At 64.4% G+C, this 14,377-nt stretch carries 27 protein-coding genes; 26 read left to right on the top strand and 1 reads right to left on the bottom strand.

All coding sequences use genetic code 11. The features are described 5' to 3' along the window. The first annotated feature begins 12 nt into the window (after positions 1-12). From rpsS to map, 19 genes are all read left to right on the top strand, one after another. Complete coding sequence (gene rpsS, locus EV641_RS05655) at positions 13-294, top strand: 30S ribosomal protein S19 (protein WP_054719989.1); 282 nt, start codon at positions 13-15, stop codon at positions 292-294. Continuing rightward, positions 291-683: a 50S ribosomal protein L22 gene (gene rplV, locus EV641_RS05650; protein WP_132471070.1), complete on the top strand. Its 393-nt coding sequence runs from the start codon at positions 291-293 to the stop codon at positions 681-683. Before rpsS ends, rplV begins: the two co-directional genes overlap by 4 nt. Next, on the top strand, positions 683-1,474 hold the full coding sequence (rpsC, locus tag EV641_RS05645) for a 30S ribosomal protein S3 (protein WP_132471069.1): 792 nt from the start codon (positions 683-685) through the stop codon (positions 1,472-1,474). The genes rplV and rpsC overlap by 1 nt, the downstream gene beginning before the upstream one ends. Before the next feature lie 4 nt (positions 1,475-1,478). Further along, on the top strand, positions 1,479-1,895 hold the full coding sequence (gene rplP, locus EV641_RS05640; protein WP_132471068.1) for a 50S ribosomal protein L16: 417 nt from the start codon (positions 1,479-1,481) through the stop codon (positions 1,893-1,895). Next, positions 1,895-2,131, top strand: a complete 237-nt coding sequence (gene rpmC / locus EV641_RS05635; RefSeq protein ID WP_054716697.1) for a 50S ribosomal protein L29 — start codon at positions 1,895-1,897, stop codon at positions 2,129-2,131. The genes rplP and rpmC overlap by 1 nt, the downstream gene beginning before the upstream one ends. Next, positions 2,128-2,412, top strand: coding sequence for a 30S ribosomal protein S17 (gene rpsQ, locus EV641_RS05630; RefSeq protein WP_054716694.1), 285 nt, complete (start codon positions 2,128-2,130; stop codon positions 2,410-2,412). The genes rpmC and rpsQ overlap by 4 nt, the downstream gene beginning before the upstream one ends. 296 nt (positions 2,413-2,708) lie before the next feature. Then, positions 2,709-3,077, top strand: coding sequence for a 50S ribosomal protein L14 (rplN, locus tag EV641_RS05625; RefSeq protein ID WP_003938082.1), 369 nt, complete (start codon positions 2,709-2,711; stop codon positions 3,075-3,077). Beyond that, positions 3,077-3,394: a 50S ribosomal protein L24 gene (gene rplX, locus EV641_RS05620; RefSeq protein WP_054716691.1), complete on the top strand. Its 318-nt coding sequence runs from the start codon at positions 3,077-3,079 to the stop codon at positions 3,392-3,394. The genes rplN and rplX overlap by 1 nt, the downstream gene beginning before the upstream one ends. A gap of 1 nt (position 3,395) precedes the next feature. After that, positions 3,396-3,962 carry a 50S ribosomal protein L5 gene (gene rplE, locus EV641_RS05615; protein WP_054716688.1) on the top strand — a complete coding sequence of 189 codons (567 nt, stop codon included), beginning with the start codon at positions 3,396-3,398 and terminating at the stop codon, positions 3,960-3,962. 4 nt (positions 3,963-3,966) lie between these two features. Continuing rightward, positions 3,967-4,152 (top strand): type Z 30S ribosomal protein S14, encoded by a 186-nt coding sequence (locus EV641_RS05610; RefSeq protein ID WP_054716685.1) that lies wholly within the window; start codon positions 3,967-3,969, stop codon positions 4,150-4,152. Positions 4,153-4,319: 167 nt separating this feature from the next. After that, on the top strand, positions 4,320-4,718 hold the full coding sequence (gene rpsH / locus EV641_RS05605) for a 30S ribosomal protein S8 (protein WP_054716682.1): 399 nt from the start codon (positions 4,320-4,322) through the stop codon (positions 4,716-4,718). 14 nt (positions 4,719-4,732) lie between these two features. Next, positions 4,733-5,272, top strand: coding sequence for a 50S ribosomal protein L6 (gene rplF / locus EV641_RS05600; RefSeq protein WP_054716679.1), 540 nt, complete (start codon positions 4,733-4,735; stop codon positions 5,270-5,272). Between the two features lie 2 nt (positions 5,273-5,274). Beyond that, on the top strand, positions 5,275-5,682 hold the full coding sequence (gene rplR, locus EV641_RS05595) for a 50S ribosomal protein L18 (RefSeq protein ID WP_054716703.1): 408 nt from the start codon (positions 5,275-5,277) through the stop codon (positions 5,680-5,682). 31 nt (positions 5,683-5,713) lie between these two features. After that, on the top strand, positions 5,714-6,367 hold the full coding sequence (rpsE, locus tag EV641_RS05590) for a 30S ribosomal protein S5 (RefSeq protein WP_132471067.1): 654 nt from the start codon (positions 5,714-5,716) through the stop codon (positions 6,365-6,367). After that, a complete protein-coding gene (gene rpmD, locus EV641_RS05585) occupies positions 6,367-6,546 on the top strand; it encodes a 50S ribosomal protein L30 (RefSeq protein WP_054716674.1) in 180 nt (59 codons plus the stop codon). The genes rpsE and rpmD overlap by 1 nt, the downstream gene beginning before the upstream one ends. 2 nt (positions 6,547-6,548) lie before the next feature. Further along, on the top strand, positions 6,549-6,992 hold the full coding sequence (rplO, locus tag EV641_RS05580) for a 50S ribosomal protein L15 (RefSeq protein WP_132471066.1): 444 nt from the start codon (positions 6,549-6,551) through the stop codon (positions 6,990-6,992). 253 nt (positions 6,993-7,245) lie between these two features. Beyond that, a complete protein-coding gene (secY, locus tag EV641_RS05575; protein ID WP_054716668.1) occupies positions 7,246-8,559 on the top strand; it encodes a preprotein translocase subunit SecY in 1,314 nt (437 codons plus the stop codon). After that, positions 8,556-9,101, top strand: a complete 546-nt coding sequence (locus tag EV641_RS05570; RefSeq protein WP_054716666.1) for an adenylate kinase — start codon at positions 8,556-8,558, stop codon at positions 9,099-9,101. Before secY ends, EV641_RS05570 begins: the two co-directional genes overlap by 4 nt. 16 nt (positions 9,102-9,117) lie before the next feature. After that, positions 9,118-9,915: a type I methionyl aminopeptidase gene (gene map, locus EV641_RS05565; RefSeq protein WP_132471065.1), complete on the top strand. Its 798-nt coding sequence runs from the start codon at positions 9,118-9,120 to the stop codon at positions 9,913-9,915. 9 nt (positions 9,916-9,924) lie between these two features. Here the strand turns inward: map and dtd are convergent, their stop codons facing one another. Beyond that, positions 9,925-10,362, bottom strand: a complete 438-nt coding sequence (dtd, locus tag EV641_RS05560) for a D-aminoacyl-tRNA deacylase (RefSeq protein WP_132471064.1) — start codon at positions 10,360-10,362, stop codon at positions 9,925-9,927. A 186-nt stretch (positions 10,363-10,548) separates the two neighbouring features. On the opposite strand from dtd, the gene infA reads away from it, so the two are divergent. From infA to rplQ, 7 genes are all read left to right on the top strand, one after another. Beyond that, positions 10,549-10,770 (top strand): translation initiation factor IF-1, encoded by a 222-nt coding sequence (gene infA, locus EV641_RS05555; RefSeq protein ID WP_006554587.1) that lies wholly within the window; start codon positions 10,549-10,551, stop codon positions 10,768-10,770. Positions 10,771-10,862: 92 nt separating this feature from the next. Beyond that, entirely contained in the window at positions 10,863-10,976 is a 114-nt protein-coding gene (gene rpmJ / locus EV641_RS05550) for a 50S ribosomal protein L36 (protein ID WP_003938068.1), read from the top strand. Positions 10,977-11,183: 207 nt separating this feature from the next. Further along, the gene (rpsM, locus tag EV641_RS05545; protein WP_054715390.1) at positions 11,184-11,552 is read left to right on the top strand and encodes a 30S ribosomal protein S13; all 369 of its coding nucleotides are present in this window, start codon (positions 11,184-11,186) and stop codon (positions 11,550-11,552) included. After that, complete coding sequence (gene rpsK, locus EV641_RS05540) at positions 11,552-11,965, top strand: 30S ribosomal protein S11 (RefSeq protein WP_132471062.1); 414 nt, start codon at positions 11,552-11,554, stop codon at positions 11,963-11,965. Before rpsM ends, rpsK begins: the two co-directional genes overlap by 1 nt. A 27-nt stretch (positions 11,966-11,992) precedes the next feature. Further along, on the top strand, positions 11,993-12,598 hold the full coding sequence (rpsD, locus tag EV641_RS05535) for a 30S ribosomal protein S4 (RefSeq protein ID WP_054715397.1): 606 nt from the start codon (positions 11,993-11,995) through the stop codon (positions 12,596-12,598). A 125-nt stretch (positions 12,599-12,723) separates the two neighbouring features. Further along, positions 12,724-13,782 carry a DNA-directed RNA polymerase subunit alpha gene (locus EV641_RS05530; RefSeq protein WP_054715400.1) on the top strand — a complete coding sequence of 353 codons (1,059 nt, stop codon included), beginning with the start codon at positions 12,724-12,726 and terminating at the stop codon, positions 13,780-13,782. Between the two features lie 29 nt (positions 13,783-13,811). Beyond that, positions 13,812-14,372 (top strand): 50S ribosomal protein L17, encoded by a 561-nt coding sequence (gene rplQ / locus EV641_RS05525; RefSeq protein ID WP_054715403.1) that lies wholly within the window; start codon positions 13,812-13,814, stop codon positions 14,370-14,372. The last annotated feature ends 5 nt before the right edge of the window (positions 14,373-14,377 follow it).

The following is a 14,377-nucleotide window of genomic DNA, read 5'->3' as shown; positions in this document are numbered from 1 at the left end:
GGGAGTTAGAGAATGCCACGCAGCCTCAAGAAGGGCCCGTTCGTCGACGACCACCTCCTGGCGAAGGTTGACGTCCAGAACGAGAAGGGCACCAAGCAGGTCATCAAGACCTGGTCGCGCCGTTCCACGATTCTGCCGGACTTCATCGGTCACACGTTTGCCGTCCACGACGGACGCAAGCACGTTCCGGTGTTCGTCTCGGATTCGATGGTCGGCCACAAGCTCGGTGAATTCGCACCGACCCGTACGTTCAAGGGCCACATCAAGGACGACCGGAAGAGCAAGCGTCGATGAGTACTGAAACCACAAACCCGAGCGCTCGGGCTGTTGCGCGCCACGTGCGTGTGACCCCGATGAAGGCGCGCCGCGTCGTCGACATCGTCCGCGGAAAGTCCGTCGAGGAAGCCCTCGCAATTCTGAAGTTCGCGCCGCAGGCCGCTGCGGAGCCGGTCGCCAAGGTGATCGCCTCGGCAGCTGCCAACGCGCAGAACAACCTGAACCTCGACCCCAGCACGCTCGTTGTTGCGACGGCGTACGTGGACGAGGGCGCAACCCTCAAGCGGTTCCAGCCGCGTGCGCAGGGTCGCGCGTTCCGTATCCGCAAGCGGTCGAGCCACATCACCGTGATCGTGGAGAGCATCGGCTCGAACTCGTCTCGCAACCGCCGGAAGGGAGCTCAGTAGTGGGCCAGAAGATCAACCCGCACGGCTTCCGTCTGGGCATCACCACCGACTGGAAGTCGCGTTGGTACGCAGACAAGCAGTACGCGGACTACGTGAAAGAAGACGTCGCGATCCGTAAGTTCCTGGCCTCCGGCCTCGAGCGTGCAGGTATCGCGAAGGTCGAGATCGAGCGCACCCGCGATCGTGTGCGTGTGGACATCCACACCGCGCGTCCGGGCATCGTCATCGGCCGCCGCGGCGCCGAGGCCGATCGCATCCGCGCCGAGCTCGAGAAGCTGACCGGCAAGCAGGTTCAGCTCAACATCCTCGAGGTCAAGAACGCCGAGTCCGAGGCTCAGCTGGTGGCGCAGGGCGTCGCAGAGCAGCTCTCGAACCGCGTGGCGTTCCGCCGGGCGATGCGTAAGGCCATCCAATCGGCCATGCGTCAGCCCAACGTCAAGGGCATCCGCGTGCAGTGCTCGGGCCGCCTCGGTGGCGCCGAGATGTCGCGCTCGGAGTTCTACCGCGAAGGTCGCGTCCCGCTGCACACGCTGCGTGCGGACATCGACTATGGCCTCTACGAGGCGAAGACCACCTTCGGCCGTATCGGCGTGAAGGTATGGATCTACAAGGGCGACATCGTCGGTGGCCGTCGTGAGCTCGCTGCTGCTGCAGCTGCTCCCGCTGACCGCCCGCGTCGTGAGCGTCCGAGCCGCCCGCGTCGTTCCGGCGCCTCGGGCACCACCGCGACGAGCACCGAAGCGGGACGGGCAGCCGACGCCCCGGCTTCGGCAGAGAACAAGGAGGGCTGACGCAATGTTGATCCCCCGGCGGGTCAAACACCGCAAGCAGCACCATCCGAGCCGTTCGGGTACCGCCAAGGGCGGAACCCAGGTTGCCTTCGGCGAGTACGGCATCCAGGCTCTCGAGCCGGCCTACATCACGAACCGGCAGATCGAAGCCGCTCGTATCGCCATGACCCGGCACATCAAGCGTGGCGGCAAGATCTGGATCAACATCTTCCCGGATCGCCCACTCACCAAGAAGCCGGCCGAAACCCGCATGGGTTCCGGTAAGGGTTCGCCCGAGTGGTGGGTCGCGAACGTCAAGCCCGGTCGCGTGCTGTTCGAGATGAGCTACCCGAACGAGGAGATTGCTCGTGAGGCCCTGCGCCGCGCGATGCACAAGCTCCCGTGCAAGTGCCGGATCGTGACGAGGGAGGAGCAGTTCTGATGGCTACCGAAACTCCCGCCGCAGAACTCCGCGAGCTCACCGAGGAAGAGTTGACCTCGAAGCTTCGTGAGTCCAAGGAAGAGCTGTTCAACCTCCGCTTCCAGATGGCTACCGGTCAGCTGGACAACAACCGACGACTGCGCACCGTGCGTAACGAGATCGCTCGTATCTACACGGTTCTGCGCGAGCGTGAGCTCGGTCTGGCCACCGGCCCGGATGCGGGTGACGTGGCATGAGTGAGGAAAAGGCAGTGACCCAGAACGAAGAGCGCGCGAGCCGCAAGGTCCGCATCGGCTACGTCGTCTCGGACAAGATGGAAAAGACCATCGTGGTCGAGCTCGAGGATCGCGTGAAGCACCCGCTGTACGGCAAGATCATTCGCCGTACCACCAAGGTGAAGGCACACGACGAGAACAGTCTTGCCGGCGTCGGCGACCGCGTGCAGCTGATGGAGACCCGTCCGCTGTCCGCGTCGAAGCGCTGGCGTCTGGTCGAGGTGCTCGAGAAGGCCAAGTAGGCCTTCACACCTCGTGTGACGAAAAGCCTCGGCCCGGCATCCGTTTCGGATGCCGGGCCGAGGCGTGTTCGGAGTGCGGGTGGGTGCGCGAAGTATCGTGCGACACACCCGGATCCGGGGCCAGGGGCGAGCTCACAGTTCGCTAATTTGCCCTGGGTGCGGTATATGGCCTACTCTGGACGGGTTGCTTCGCGGGACCCGTGTGTCTTTCGCGCGTGCGCCGTGAGCAGCCGACGACCGCGTACGTCCAGGTCGGAAATCTGACGTACATACCAATCCAGGTCAAGGAGACGTAAGTGATCCAGCAGGAGTCGCGACTGCGTGTCGCCGACAACACGGGTGCCAAGGAGATTCTCTGCATCCGCGTTCTCGGTGGTTCGTCCCGTCGCTACGCCGGTATCGGTGACATCATTGTCGCCACCGTCAAGGACGCCATCCCCGGCGGCAACGTCAAGCGTGGCGATGTCGTCAAGGCCGTGATCGTGCGCACCGCCAAGGAGCGCCGTCGGCCGGACGGCTCGTACATCAAGTTCGATGAGAACGCCGCAGTCATCATCAAGGGTGACAACGATCCGCGCGGCACCCGCATCTTCGGACCCGTCGGTCGCGAGCTTCGCGACAAGCGGTTCATGAAGATCGTCTCGCTCGCTCCGGAGGTGCTGTGATGAAGGTGCACAAGGGCGACACCGTGCTCGTCATCTCGGGTAAGGACAAGGGCGCGAAGGGCAAGGTCATCGCTGCCTTCCCGCGCGAGAACCGTGTCCTCGTCGAGGGCGTGAACCGGATCAAGAAGCACACCGCGGTCTCGGCCAACGAGCGTGGCGCCTCTTCGGGCGGCATCGTGACGCAGGAGGCCCCGATCCACGTTTCCAACGTTGCGGTCGTCGACTCGGACGGAAACCCCACTCGTGTGGGCTACCGGACCGATGAGGAAACCGGCAAGCGCGTTCGGATTTCCCGGAAGAACGGGAAGGACATCTGACATGACCACCACCGAGAACAAGATCCAGCCGCGTCTGAAGACCCGCTACCGTGCGGAGATCCGTGACGCGCTGAACGCGGAGTTCGCCTACGCGAACGTCATGCAGATCCCCGGCGTCGTGAAGGTCGTCGTCAACATGGGTGTCGGCGACGCTGCCCGCGACGCGAAGCTCATCAACGGTGCGGTCAACGACCTCGCGTTGATCACCGGTCAGAAGCCGGAGATCCGCAAGGCCCGTAAGTCCATCGCGCAGTTCAAGCTTCGCGAGGGTATGCCCATCGGTGCGCGCGTCACGCTGCGCGGCGATCGTATGTGGGAGTTCCTGGACCGTCTCGTGTCCATTGCGCTTCCCCGTATCCGCGACTTCCGTGGCCTGAACGGCAACCAGTTCGATGGCAACGGCAACTACACGTTCGGCCTGAACGAGCAGTCGATGTTCCACGAGATCGATGTGGACAAGATCGACCGCCCGCGCGGCATGGACATCACTGTCGTGACCACCGCTACCAACAACGAAGAAGGCCGTGCCCTGCTCAAGCACCTCGGCTTCCCGTTCAAGGAGAACTGAGCCCATGGCTAAGAAGGCACTGGTCAACAAGGCCAACAAGAAGCCCAAGTTCGCGGTCCGCGCCTACACGCGCTGCCAGCGTTGCGGTCGTCCGCACGCGGTGTACCGCAAGTTCGGTCTCTGCCGCGTCTGCCTCCGTGAGATGGCACACGCCGGTGAGCTTCCGGGAGTTCACAAGAGCTCCTGGTGACGTGAGCGGGTGGGCGGCGCGCCTCGCGCCTCCGCCCACCATCACGCTGTCAGGGGTCGGCCCGCTCCGGGCCGGCTCGCATTGAAACCAAATTCGCTGCAGGCCCACGGCCGGGTCCTCCCGGTGTTGCATGGGAACCGCTCCGAGAAAGGTGTACAGGTCAGACCATGACCATGACCGACCCCATCGCAGACTTCTTGACACGTCTGCGTAACGCCAACACGGCGTTCCACGACGAGGTCAAGCTCCCGTCATCGAAGATCAAGGTGAACATCGCCGAGATCCTCAAGCGCGAGGGCTACATCTCCGACTACCGCACCGAGGACGCCGAGGTGGGCAAGACCCTCGTCGTCGACCTCAAGTACGGGCCTTCCCGTGAGCGCAGCCTCGCCGGCGTGCGTCGCGTTTCGAAGCCCGGCCTTCGCGTGTACGCGAAGTCCACCAACCTGCCCAAGGTCCTGGGCGGACTCGGCGTGGCGATCATCTCCACGTCCTCCGGTCTGCTCACCGATCGCCAGGCGGCCAAGCAGGGAGTAGGCGGGGAAGTCCTCGCCTACGTCTGGTAAGGGAGGCCACCACAATGTCGCGAATCGGAAAACTCCCCGTTGCAGTTCCCTCGGGTGTCGAGGTGAACATCGATGGCCAGAACGTCGCAGTGAAGGGCCCCAAGGGCAACCTGTCGCTGACGATCGCTGAGCCCATCACTGTTGCCAAGGGCGACGACGGGGCACTGAACATCAACCGCCCCAACGACGAGCGTCGCAGCCGTGCGCTGCACGGTCTGTCGCGGACCCTGGTGCAGAACCTCATCGTCGGTGTGACCGAGGGCTACACCATCAAGATGGAGATCTTCGGCGTCGGCTACCGCGTGGCGCTCAAGGGCAAGGACCTCGAGTTCTCGCTCGGTTACAGCCACCCGGTGCTCATCGAGGCCCCCGAAGGCATCACCTTTGCCGTCGAGTCACCCACGAAGTTCTCGATTGCGGGTATCGACAAGCAGCAGGTCGGCCAGATCGCGGCCAACGTCCGCCGTTTGCGTAAGTCCGACCCGTACAAGGGCAAGGGCATCCGCTACGAGGGCGAGCAGGTCCGTCGCAAGGTCGGAAAGACGGGTAAGTGATCATGAGCCAGACCGAGAACCAGAAGGCCAAGCGGATCCCGCGCGGCAAGGATGCGTCCACGACGCGTCGGCTGTCGAAGACGCGTCGTCATTTCCGCCTCCGCAAGAAGATCGCCGGAACGGCAGAGCGTCCGCGTCTCGTCGTCAACCGCTCGTCGCGCCACATGCACGTGCAGGTCATCAACGACCTCACCGGCACGACCGTTGCCGCTGCGTCGACCATCGAGGCCGACGTGCGTGCGCTCGAGGGCGACAAGAAGGCGCGCGGCGCCAAGGTCGGACAGCTGATCGCCGAGCGCGCGAAGGCTGCCGGCGTGGAATCCGTGGTCTTCGACCGCGGTGGACACACCTACAGCGGCCGCATTGCGGCCCTCGCGGACGCAGCACGCGAGAGCGGGCTGAAGTTCTGATGATCATCTTTGCTAACGGAAGGAACGTCTGATGCCGGGACGTCAGCGGCGTGACGGCGGAAGCGGCCCCGCCGGACAGAATGGCCCCAACACCGGGGACAACCGTGGTGGTCGCGGCGACCGCCGCGATCGTGACTCGCGCGGCGGCAACGCTGCCGAGCGGTCGAACCACATCGAGCGTGTCGTCTCGATCAACCGAGTGTCGAAGGTCGTCAAGGGCGGCCGTCGTTTCAGCTTCACCGCGCTGGTGATCGTCGGAGACGGCAACGGTGTGGTCGGCGTCGGCTACGGCAAGGCCAAGGAAGTTCCCGCGGCCATCACCAAGGGTGTCGAGGAAGCTCGCAAGAACTTCTTCCGCGTTCCGCTCATCGGCGGAACCATCACCCACCCGGTTCAGGGTGAGGCTGCTGCAGGCGTCGTCCTGCTGCGTCCGGCTTCCCCCGGTACCGGTGTGATCGCCGGTGGCGCTGTGCGCGCCGTGCTGGAGTGCGCGGGCATCTCCGACATCCTGTCGAAGTCGCTCGGCTCCGACAATGCCATCAACGTGGTGCACGCGACGGTTGCAGCTCTCAAGGGCCTGCAGCGTCCGGAGGAAGTTGCGGCTCGCCGTGGCCTCCCCCTCGAGGACGTCGCTCCCGCCGGCATGCTCCGCGCCCGTGCACTTGCTGCTGGGAGCGTGAAGTAATGGCAGAGCTGAAGATCACCCAGATCAAGAGCACCATCGGTACCAAGCAGAATCAGCGTGACAGCCTGCGCACCCTCGGCCTGCGGAAGATCCGCCAGTCGGTGGTCCGCGAGGACAACTCGCAGAACCGTGGCTTGATCAACGTGGTGCGTCACCTCGTGACCGTTGAGGAGGTCTGAGAATGACCATCAAGCTGCATCACCTGCGCCCGGCCCCGGGCGCGAAGACGGACAAGACCCGCGTCGGACGCGGTGAGGGTTCCAAGGGCAAGACCGCTGGTCGCGGTACGAAGGGCACCAAGGCGCGTAAGAACGTCCCGGCAGCCTTCGAAGGTGGCCAGATGCCCCTGCATATGCGTCTGCCGAAGCTCAAGGGCTTCAAGAACGCATTCCGCACCGAGTACCAGGTCGTCAACGTCAGCGACATCGCCCGGGTCTTCCCGGAGGGTGGCCGGATCGGCGTCGACGAGCTCGTGGCAAACGGCCTGGTTCGCAAGAACCAGCTCGTCAAGGTCCTCGGCGAGGGCGAGATCACGGTTGCCGTCCAGGTTTCCGCGAACAAGTTCTCCGGTTCCGCCAAGGAGAAGATCGCCGCTGCCGGTGGCACCGCAACCGAACTGGCCTGACCGGTTCGGCTCTGTATGAATCACGGCTGACGAACGGCCGCGGTGTAGTCGATGACTGCACCGCGGCCGTTCGCGTATGTCTGTGCTGCCGTACGCTTGTGACGTATTTGCAGCGCGTTGCACCCTCTGCGTCGTCCCATCGGCGATCCTGGCCGGTGGCCGCAGCGGTGCACACTGTTAGAGTTCTAGAGTTGTCTACTGTCCGACGGGCCTATCCGGTCTGTCGCTCCCGATCGGCCTGCCAGGAGGATTCTTGCTTTCCGCCTTCGTCTCGGCCCTCAGGACACCGGACCTGAGGCGGAAGATCCTCATCGCCCTCGGGCTGGTGGCTCTGTACCGACTCGGCGCCTCGGTGCCGTCCCCGGGCGTCGACTACGGCAACGTCCAGGCGTGTGTCGACCAGCTCGCCGGCAGCGAACAAGCCGGCATCTACTCCCTGATCAATCTGTTCTCGGGTGGTGCCCTCCTTCAGCTGTCGGTGTTCGCCATCGGCATCATGCCGTTCATCACGGCGAGCATCATCGTGCAGCTGCTCACCGTCGTGATTCCCAGATTCGAGGAACTCCGCAAGGAGGGCCAAGCGGGTCAGGCCAAGATGACGCAGTACACGCGATATCTGGCCGTGGCGCTGGCTGTCCTGCAGGCGACCGGCATCGTGGCGCTCGCCGCCCGAGGTCAGCTGCTGCAGGGCTGTGCGGAGCCGATCCTGGCCGATGACGGCGTGTTCAGCATGGTCGTCATCGTCCTCGTCATGACAGCAGGCGCTGCAGTCGTGATGTGGTTCGGCGAGCTGATCACCGAACGCGGTGTCGGCAACGGTATGTCGATCCTGATCTTCGCGGGTATCGCATCTGCACTGCCGTCCGAAGGACGGACGATCCTCGAATCCCGCGGCGGTCTCGTCTTCGCGATCGTGCTGGTCGTGGCGTTGCTGCTGATCACCGGCGTCGTCTTCGTCGAGCAGGGTCAGCGTCGTATCCCGGTGCAGTACGCCAAGCGGATGGTGGGTCGCCGCATGTACGGCGGCTCGTCGACGTATCTGCCGCTGAAGGTCAACCAGGCGGGCATCATCCCGGTGATCTTCGCATCGTCGTTGCTGTATCTGCCCAACCTCATCGCTCAGCTCACCGGTGCGACCACCAATCCGGAGCCGAGCTGGTGGCAGCGCATCATCAACGAGTATCTCGTCAATCCGAACAACCCGGTCTACATCGCGTTGTACTTCGGTTTGATCGTCTTCTTCGTGTTCTTCTACGTGGCCATCACGTTCAATCCTGAGGAACGCGCCGACGAGATGAAGAAGTACGGCGGCTTCATCCCCGGTATCCGCCCGGGCCGGCCGACGGCTGAATACCTCAGCTACGTGCTCAACCGCATCACGGTTCCGGGCTCGATCTATCTCGGTCTCATCGCAGTACTCCCGAACTTCTTCCTGTCGGGCGGCCAGACCGCCAGCAGTATCTTCGGCGGCGCAGCGGTGCTCATTCTCGTCAGTGTCGCGCTGGACACTGTCAAGCAGATCGAAAGTCAATTGATGCAGCGCAACTACGAAGGGTTCCTCAAGTGAGACTTGTACTCCTCGGTCCTCCCGGTGCCGGCAAAGGCACACAGGCCGCAATCCTGTCCGAGAAGCTCGGCGTTCCCGCCATTTCGACCGGCGATCTGTTCCGCGCCAATATCGGTCAGGGCACTGCGCTCGGCTTGGAAGCCAAGAAGTACATCGACGCCGGCGACCTCGTCCCCGCGGAGATCACCAACAACATGGTGCGTGAGCGGCTTGCGGAGCCCGACGCCGCGAACGGATTCCTTCTGGACGGGTTCCCCCGGAGCGTCGAGCAGGCAGAGGAACTCGCCAACATCCTGAAGAACCTCGACACCGCACTCGACGGTGTGCTGTCGTTCGTCATCGACGAGGACATCGTCGTCGAGCGCATGCTCGCTCGCGGCCGTGCCGACGACACCGAGGACGTCATCCGCAATCGTCTCCGGGTCTACCGGGAAGAGACTGCACCGCTGCTCGACCACTATGCAGATGTCCTCATCACCGTGGACGCTGTCGGTGAGGTCGAGGAAATCAACGCGCGCGCCCTCGCTGCGCTCGGCAAGTAGACACAGGAATTCGGGTATGGGTTTCGGGCGCAAGCGCAAAGTGGTTCCGTTCCGCACTTCGGGCGAACTCGACGCGATGGCAGCCGCGGGCGCCATCGTGGGTGCCGCGCTCGTCGCGGTGCGGGATGCGGCGAAGCCGGGCGTGAGCACCCTGGAACTCGACCGGGTGGCGGAAGCGGTGATCCGCGATGCGGGCGCCGTTCCGTCGTTCCTGGGGTACCACGGCTTCACGGGCTCGATCTGTTCGTCGGTCAACGACAGGGTGGTGCACGGCATCCCGTCGGCAGACGAGCTCCTTGCCGAGGGTGATCTGGTGTCGATCGACTGCGGAGCGATCCTCGACGGATGGCACGGCGATTCGGCGTGGAGCTTCGGGGTGGGGGAGTTGTCCGCTGCCGACGCCGACCTGAGCGACGCCACGCGCTTGTCGATGGAGGCGGGCATCGCCGCGATGATCGCGGGTAACCGTCTCACCGACGTGTCCCACGCCATCGAAGAGGGCACCCACGCCGCGGAGCGTCTGCACGGCCGGCCGTACGGCATCGTCGACGGTTACGGCGGGCACGCCATCGGCCGCGAGATGCACATGGATCCGTTTCTTCCCAACGAGGGCAAACCGGGCAAGGGCCCCCAGCTCGTCGTGGGTTCGGTGCTGGCGATCGAGCCGATGCTGACACTCGGCACATACGAGACGGTGGTCCTCGAGGACGAGTGGACCGTGGTGACCACCGACGGCAGCCGCGCCGCACACTGGGAGCACACCGTGGCAGTCACCGAGGACGGTCCGCGGATCCTCACGACCCGCCCCGAGTAGCGAGGCGCGTCATACTTCGACGAGCAGGGTCACCGGGCCGTCGTTGACGAGACTCACTTCCATGTGGGCCCCGAAGACCCCCGATTCGACGTGCGCGCCGAGTGTGCGCAACGCCGAGGTGAACTCGTCGATCAAGGGTTCGGCCACCGGCCTGGGCGCCGCCGCCGACCACGACGGGCGCCGACTCTTCCTTGTGTCCGCCATCAGCGTGAATTGGCTGACGACCAGCAGCGGAGCGTTCAGATCCGCCGCAGACTTCTCGTCCTCGAGGATCCGCATCGTCCAGACCTTGCGTGCGAGGGTCGTGGCCTTCGCTGCGTCGTCGTCGTGGGTGACGCCGATGAGGACGAGCAGTCCGTGGCCACCGTTCGGGGGCGTGATCCGCGCGACCTCCACTCCGTCGACTGCGACGGCCGCGGTGGTGACCCGTTGAACCAGCGCACGCACGTGTGCCTCCTAACATCGTGGCCATTTGGCCTGGTGATGAACTTCCCGTAATATTGAGCGGTGGTGCGCGCTGCGCTCCGGTCGGTCTGCGTCGACATGGTCTTCGCAACGGGATTCCGGGGATGCCGAGCGTCACGGTATCGGATGCCGATGCAACCACACGTCGAACAACGGATCGCGGAGGATATGGCTAAGAAGGACGGCGCAATCGAGGTCGAGGGTCGGGTCATCGAACCGCTTCCCAATGCGATGTTCCGCATCGAGCTGGAGAACGGCCACAAAGTGCTGGCCCACATCAGCGGCAAGATGCGGCAGCACTACATTCGTATCCTTCCCGAGGACCGGGTTGTCGTGGAGCTTTCGCCCTACGACCTCACGCGTGGACGCATCGTCTACCGCTACAAGTAACAGACTTCCCCGGCCGCACGGTCGGGGAAAAACCTGTCTCCGGAAGGACTTGCGTCGTGTCCGGAGGCGCACATACAGGAGATCGGACGCACGTGAAGGTTCAGCCTAGCGTCAAGAAGATCTGCGAGAAGTGCAAGGTGATCCGTCGTAACGGTCGGGTCATGGTGATCTGCGAGAACCTGCGTCACAAGCAGCGTCAGGGCTAGATCGACCTTCCTCGCGAAGATCTGCTTGGCAACAAGCAAGAAGACCTTCCAGTACCAGTCGCACGGTTACGATCCTCGATTCGTCGAGGAGCTGTGCGATACACCCCCGGTTCGGAGGCCGGGGCCCCACTGTGTTTGTCACTACACAGTTTCTTACGCAGGGGACGGGCTGGGAGCAGACCTCCGCACACCGAATAGGAATGCCACATGGCACGTCTCTCAGGTGTTGATCTTCCCCGCGAGAAGCGGATGGAGATCGCACTCACATACATCTACGGCATCGGCCGTACCCGTTCCAAGGAGATCCTCGAGGCAACCGGCGTCAGCCCGGACCTGCGCAGCAAGGATCTGTCCGACGAGGACCTCGCGAAGCTCCGCGAGTACATCGAGGAGAGCTACAAGGTCGAGGGTGACCTCCGCCGCGAGGTTCAGGCGGACATCCGTCGCAAGATCGAGATCGGCTGCTACCAGGGCCTGCGACACCGTCGTGGTCTGCCCGTGCGTGGACAGCGCACCAAGACCAACGCTCGTACCCGTAAGGGCCCGAAGCGCACCGTCGCAGGAAAGAAGAAGTAATGCCTCCCAAGTCACGCACCGCCGGTCCGAAGAAGACCCAGAAGGCACGGCGTAGGGACAAGAAGAACGTCCCGCACGGCGCAGCTCACATCAAGAGCACCTTCAACAACACCATCGTCTCGATCACGGATCCCCAGGGCAACGTGATCTCCTGGGCGTCCTCGGGCCACGTCGGCTTCAAGGGCTCGCGCAAGTCGACACCGTTCGCCGCGCAGCTCGCCGCCGAGAATGCTGCCCGCAAGGCGCAGGAGCACGGCGTCAAGAAGGTCGACGTCTTCGTCAAGGGCCCGGGTTCGGGCCGCGAGACCGCGATCCGCTCCCTCCAGGCCGCCGGCCTCGAGGTCGGAACGATCTCCGACGTCACCCCCCAGCCGCACAACGGCTGCCGCCCGCCCAAGCGTCGTCGCGTCTAACAACGGGAAAGGAAAAGGTTCTAAGTCATGGCACGTTATACCGGTCCCGTTACACGTAAGTCGCGTCGTCTCCGCGTCGACCTGGTCGGAGGCGACCAGGCATTCGAGCGTCGCCCCTACCCGCCCGGCCAGCACGGCCGCGCGCGGATCAAGGAGAGCGAGTACCTGCTCCAGTTGCAGGAGAAGCAGAAGGCCCGCTTCTCCTACGGCATCATGGAGAAGCAGTTCCGCCGCTACTACGAGGAAGCAGCCAGCCGCCCCGGTAAGACCGGTGAGGTGCTGCTGACCATCCTCGAGTCGCGCCTGGACAACGTCGTCTACCGTGCCGGCCTCGCGCGCACCCGCCGCCAGGCCCGCCAGCTGGTGTCCCACGGACACTTCCTGGTCAACGGCAAGAAGGTCGACATCCCGAGCTACCGCGTCTCCCAGTACGACATCATCGATGTCCGCGAGAAGTCGCTGAGCACGCTGCCGTTCCAGATCGCGCGTGAGACCCAGGGCGAGCGCCCGGTCGCTGCGTGGCTGCAGGTCGTCGGTCCGCGTCTGCGGGTGCTGGTCCACCAGCTGCCCGAGCGCGCGCAGATCGAGATCCCGCTGCAGGAACAGCTCATCGTCGAGTACTACTCGAAGTAAGAGCGCTTCGTGCTCTGTCATCAGAGCACTTCGTGCCGTGGTGTCCTCCTGGCCCTGCTGGGGCGGGGAGGGCACCACACCACCACTAGGGCGTCAAATAGCGGACGCCCACAAGGAGGCAACTCATGCTCATCTCGCAGCGACCCACGCTGACCGAAGAGGTCCTCGCCGACAATCGGTCGAAGTTCGTCATCGAGCCGCTCGAGCCCGGCTTCGGCTACACGCTCGGCAACTCGCTTCGCCGCACCCTGCTCTCCTCGATCCCCGGTGCCGCTGTCACCAGCATTCGCATCGACGGCGTGCTCCACGAGTTCACCACGGTTCCGGGTGTGAAGGAGGATGTCACCGACATCATCCTGAACCTCAAGGGCCTCGTGGTCAGCTCGGAAGAGGACGAGCCGGTCACCATGTACGTCCGTAAGCAGGGCCCGGGCGTCGTCACCGCAGCGGACATCGTTCCGCCGGCCGGTGTCGAGATCCACAACCCCGATCTGCACATCGCCACCCTGAACGACAAGGGCAAGCTGGAGGTCGAGCTCGTCGTCGAGCGCGGTCGCGGCTACGTCCCCGCCGTCCAGAACAAGGCATCCGGTGCCGAGATCGGCCGTATTCCGGTCGACTCGATCTACTCGCCGGTGCTCAAGGTGACGTACAAGGTGGAGGCCACCCGCGTCGAGCAGCGCACCGACTTCGATCGGTTGATCCTCGACGTGGAGACCAAGAACTCGATCGCCGCACGCGACGCACTCGCCTCGGCGGGCAAGACGCTTGTCGAGCTCTTCGGTCTGGCTCGTGAGCTGAACGTCGAAGCAGAAGGCATCGAGATCGGTCCCTCGCCTGCCGAGGCCGACCACATCGCCTCCTTCGGACTTCCGATCGAGGACCTCGACCTGACGGTCCGGTCCTACAACTGCCTCAAGCGCGAAGGTGTCCACACCGTCGGCGAGCTGGTGGCACGGACGGAATCCGACCTGCTCGACATCCGCAACTTCGGTCAGAAGTCCATCGATGAGGTCAAGGTCAAGCTGCACTCGCTCGGCCTGTCGCTGAAGGACAGCCCCGCGTCCTTCGACCCCAGCAGCGTTGCCGGCTACGACGCCGCCACCGGTACCTGGAGCGACACCGACGCCGGGTTCGGCGACACCGACGGCAACGAGGACTACGCCGAGACCGAGCAGCTGTAGCAGCTCACGGTCCTTACTAGGAGAAAATCATGCCCAAGCCCAAGAAGGGCGCCCGCTTCGGCGGGTCGGCCTCGCACCAGAAGGCGATCTTCGCCAACCTGGCCACCGCGCTCTTCGAGCACGGCCGCATCACCACCACCGAGGCCAAGGCCAAGGCCTTGCGCCCGTACGCCGAGAAGCTCGTCACGCACGCAAAGACCGGCACGCTGGCTTCGCGTCGTGAGGTGCTGAAGGTCATCCGCAACAAGGACGTCGTGCACGCCCTGTTCGCGGAGATCGGTCCCTCGTTCGAGGACCGCAACGGCGGCTATACGCGCATCATCAAGACGATGCCGCGCAAGGGCGACAATGCGCCCATGGCGGTCATCGAGCTCGTGCGCGAGAAGACCGTCTCCTCCGAGGCCGACCGCGCCCGGCGCGTCGCGGCTTCGCAGGCTGCACCGGCTGCTGAGGAGAACGTGGTGGAGGCCACCACGGCCGACGCCACCGACGCCGAGGTCGAGAACGCCGATGCCGTCGTCGAGGCGATCGAAGACACCACCGCAACGGCCGCTGACGCGACCGAGGCGGACGAGGCCAAGAAGGACTAGTCCAC

Origin of the sequence: Rhodococcus sp. SMB37 (genome assembly GCF_004345605.1) — a bacterium.
Classification (GTDB): domain Bacteria; phylum Actinomycetota; class Actinomycetes; order Mycobacteriales; family Mycobacteriaceae; genus Rhodococcus.
This window is presented reverse-complemented; position numbering and strand designations above follow the sequence as displayed.

Excerpts from the sequence above, each read along its gene's own strand:
- rpsS (WP_054719989.1), top strand. The coding sequence starts at position 13 with ATGCCACGCAGCCTCAAGAAGGGCCCGTTCGTCGACGACCACCTCCTG.
- rplV (WP_132471070.1), top strand. The coding sequence starts at position 291 with ATGAGTACTGAAACCACAAACCCGAGCGCTCGGGCTGTTGCGCGCCAC.
- rplP (WP_132471068.1), top strand. The coding sequence starts at position 1,479 with ATGTTGATCCCCCGGCGGGTCAAACACCGCAAGCAGCACCATCCGAGC.
- rpmC (WP_054716697.1), top strand. The coding sequence starts at position 1,895 with ATGGCTACCGAAACTCCCGCCGCAGAACTCCGCGAGCTCACCGAGGAA.
- rpsQ (WP_054716694.1), top strand. The coding sequence starts at position 2,128 with ATGAGTGAGGAAAAGGCAGTGACCCAGAACGAAGAGCGCGCGAGCCGC.
- rplX (WP_054716691.1), top strand. The coding sequence starts at position 3,077 with ATGAAGGTGCACAAGGGCGACACCGTGCTCGTCATCTCGGGTAAGGAC.
- rplE (WP_054716688.1), top strand. The coding sequence starts at position 3,396 with ATGACCACCACCGAGAACAAGATCCAGCCGCGTCTGAAGACCCGCTAC.
- EV641_RS05610 (WP_054716685.1), top strand. The coding sequence starts at position 3,967 with ATGGCTAAGAAGGCACTGGTCAACAAGGCCAACAAGAAGCCCAAGTTC.
- rpsH (WP_054716682.1), top strand. The coding sequence starts at position 4,320 with ATGACCATGACCGACCCCATCGCAGACTTCTTGACACGTCTGCGTAAC.
- rplF (WP_054716679.1), top strand. The coding sequence starts at position 4,733 with ATGTCGCGAATCGGAAAACTCCCCGTTGCAGTTCCCTCGGGTGTCGAG.
- rplR (WP_054716703.1), top strand. The coding sequence starts at position 5,275 with ATGAGCCAGACCGAGAACCAGAAGGCCAAGCGGATCCCGCGCGGCAAG.
- rpsE (WP_132471067.1), top strand. The coding sequence starts at position 5,714 with ATGCCGGGACGTCAGCGGCGTGACGGCGGAAGCGGCCCCGCCGGACAG.
- rpmD (WP_054716674.1), top strand. The coding sequence starts at position 6,367 with ATGGCAGAGCTGAAGATCACCCAGATCAAGAGCACCATCGGTACCAAG.
- rplO (WP_132471066.1), top strand. The coding sequence starts at position 6,549 with ATGACCATCAAGCTGCATCACCTGCGCCCGGCCCCGGGCGCGAAGACG.
- map (WP_132471065.1), top strand. The coding sequence starts at position 9,118 with ATGGGTTTCGGGCGCAAGCGCAAAGTGGTTCCGTTCCGCACTTCGGGC.
- infA (WP_006554587.1), top strand. The coding sequence starts at position 10,549 with ATGGCTAAGAAGGACGGCGCAATCGAGGTCGAGGGTCGGGTCATCGAA.
- rpsM (WP_054715390.1), top strand. The coding sequence starts at position 11,184 with ATGGCACGTCTCTCAGGTGTTGATCTTCCCCGCGAGAAGCGGATGGAG.
- rpsK (WP_132471062.1), top strand. The coding sequence starts at position 11,552 with ATGCCTCCCAAGTCACGCACCGCCGGTCCGAAGAAGACCCAGAAGGCA.
- rpsD (WP_054715397.1), top strand. The coding sequence starts at position 11,993 with ATGGCACGTTATACCGGTCCCGTTACACGTAAGTCGCGTCGTCTCCGC.
- EV641_RS05530 (WP_054715400.1), top strand. The coding sequence starts at position 12,724 with ATGCTCATCTCGCAGCGACCCACGCTGACCGAAGAGGTCCTCGCCGAC.
- rplQ (WP_054715403.1), top strand. The coding sequence starts at position 13,812 with ATGCCCAAGCCCAAGAAGGGCGCCCGCTTCGGCGGGTCGGCCTCGCAC.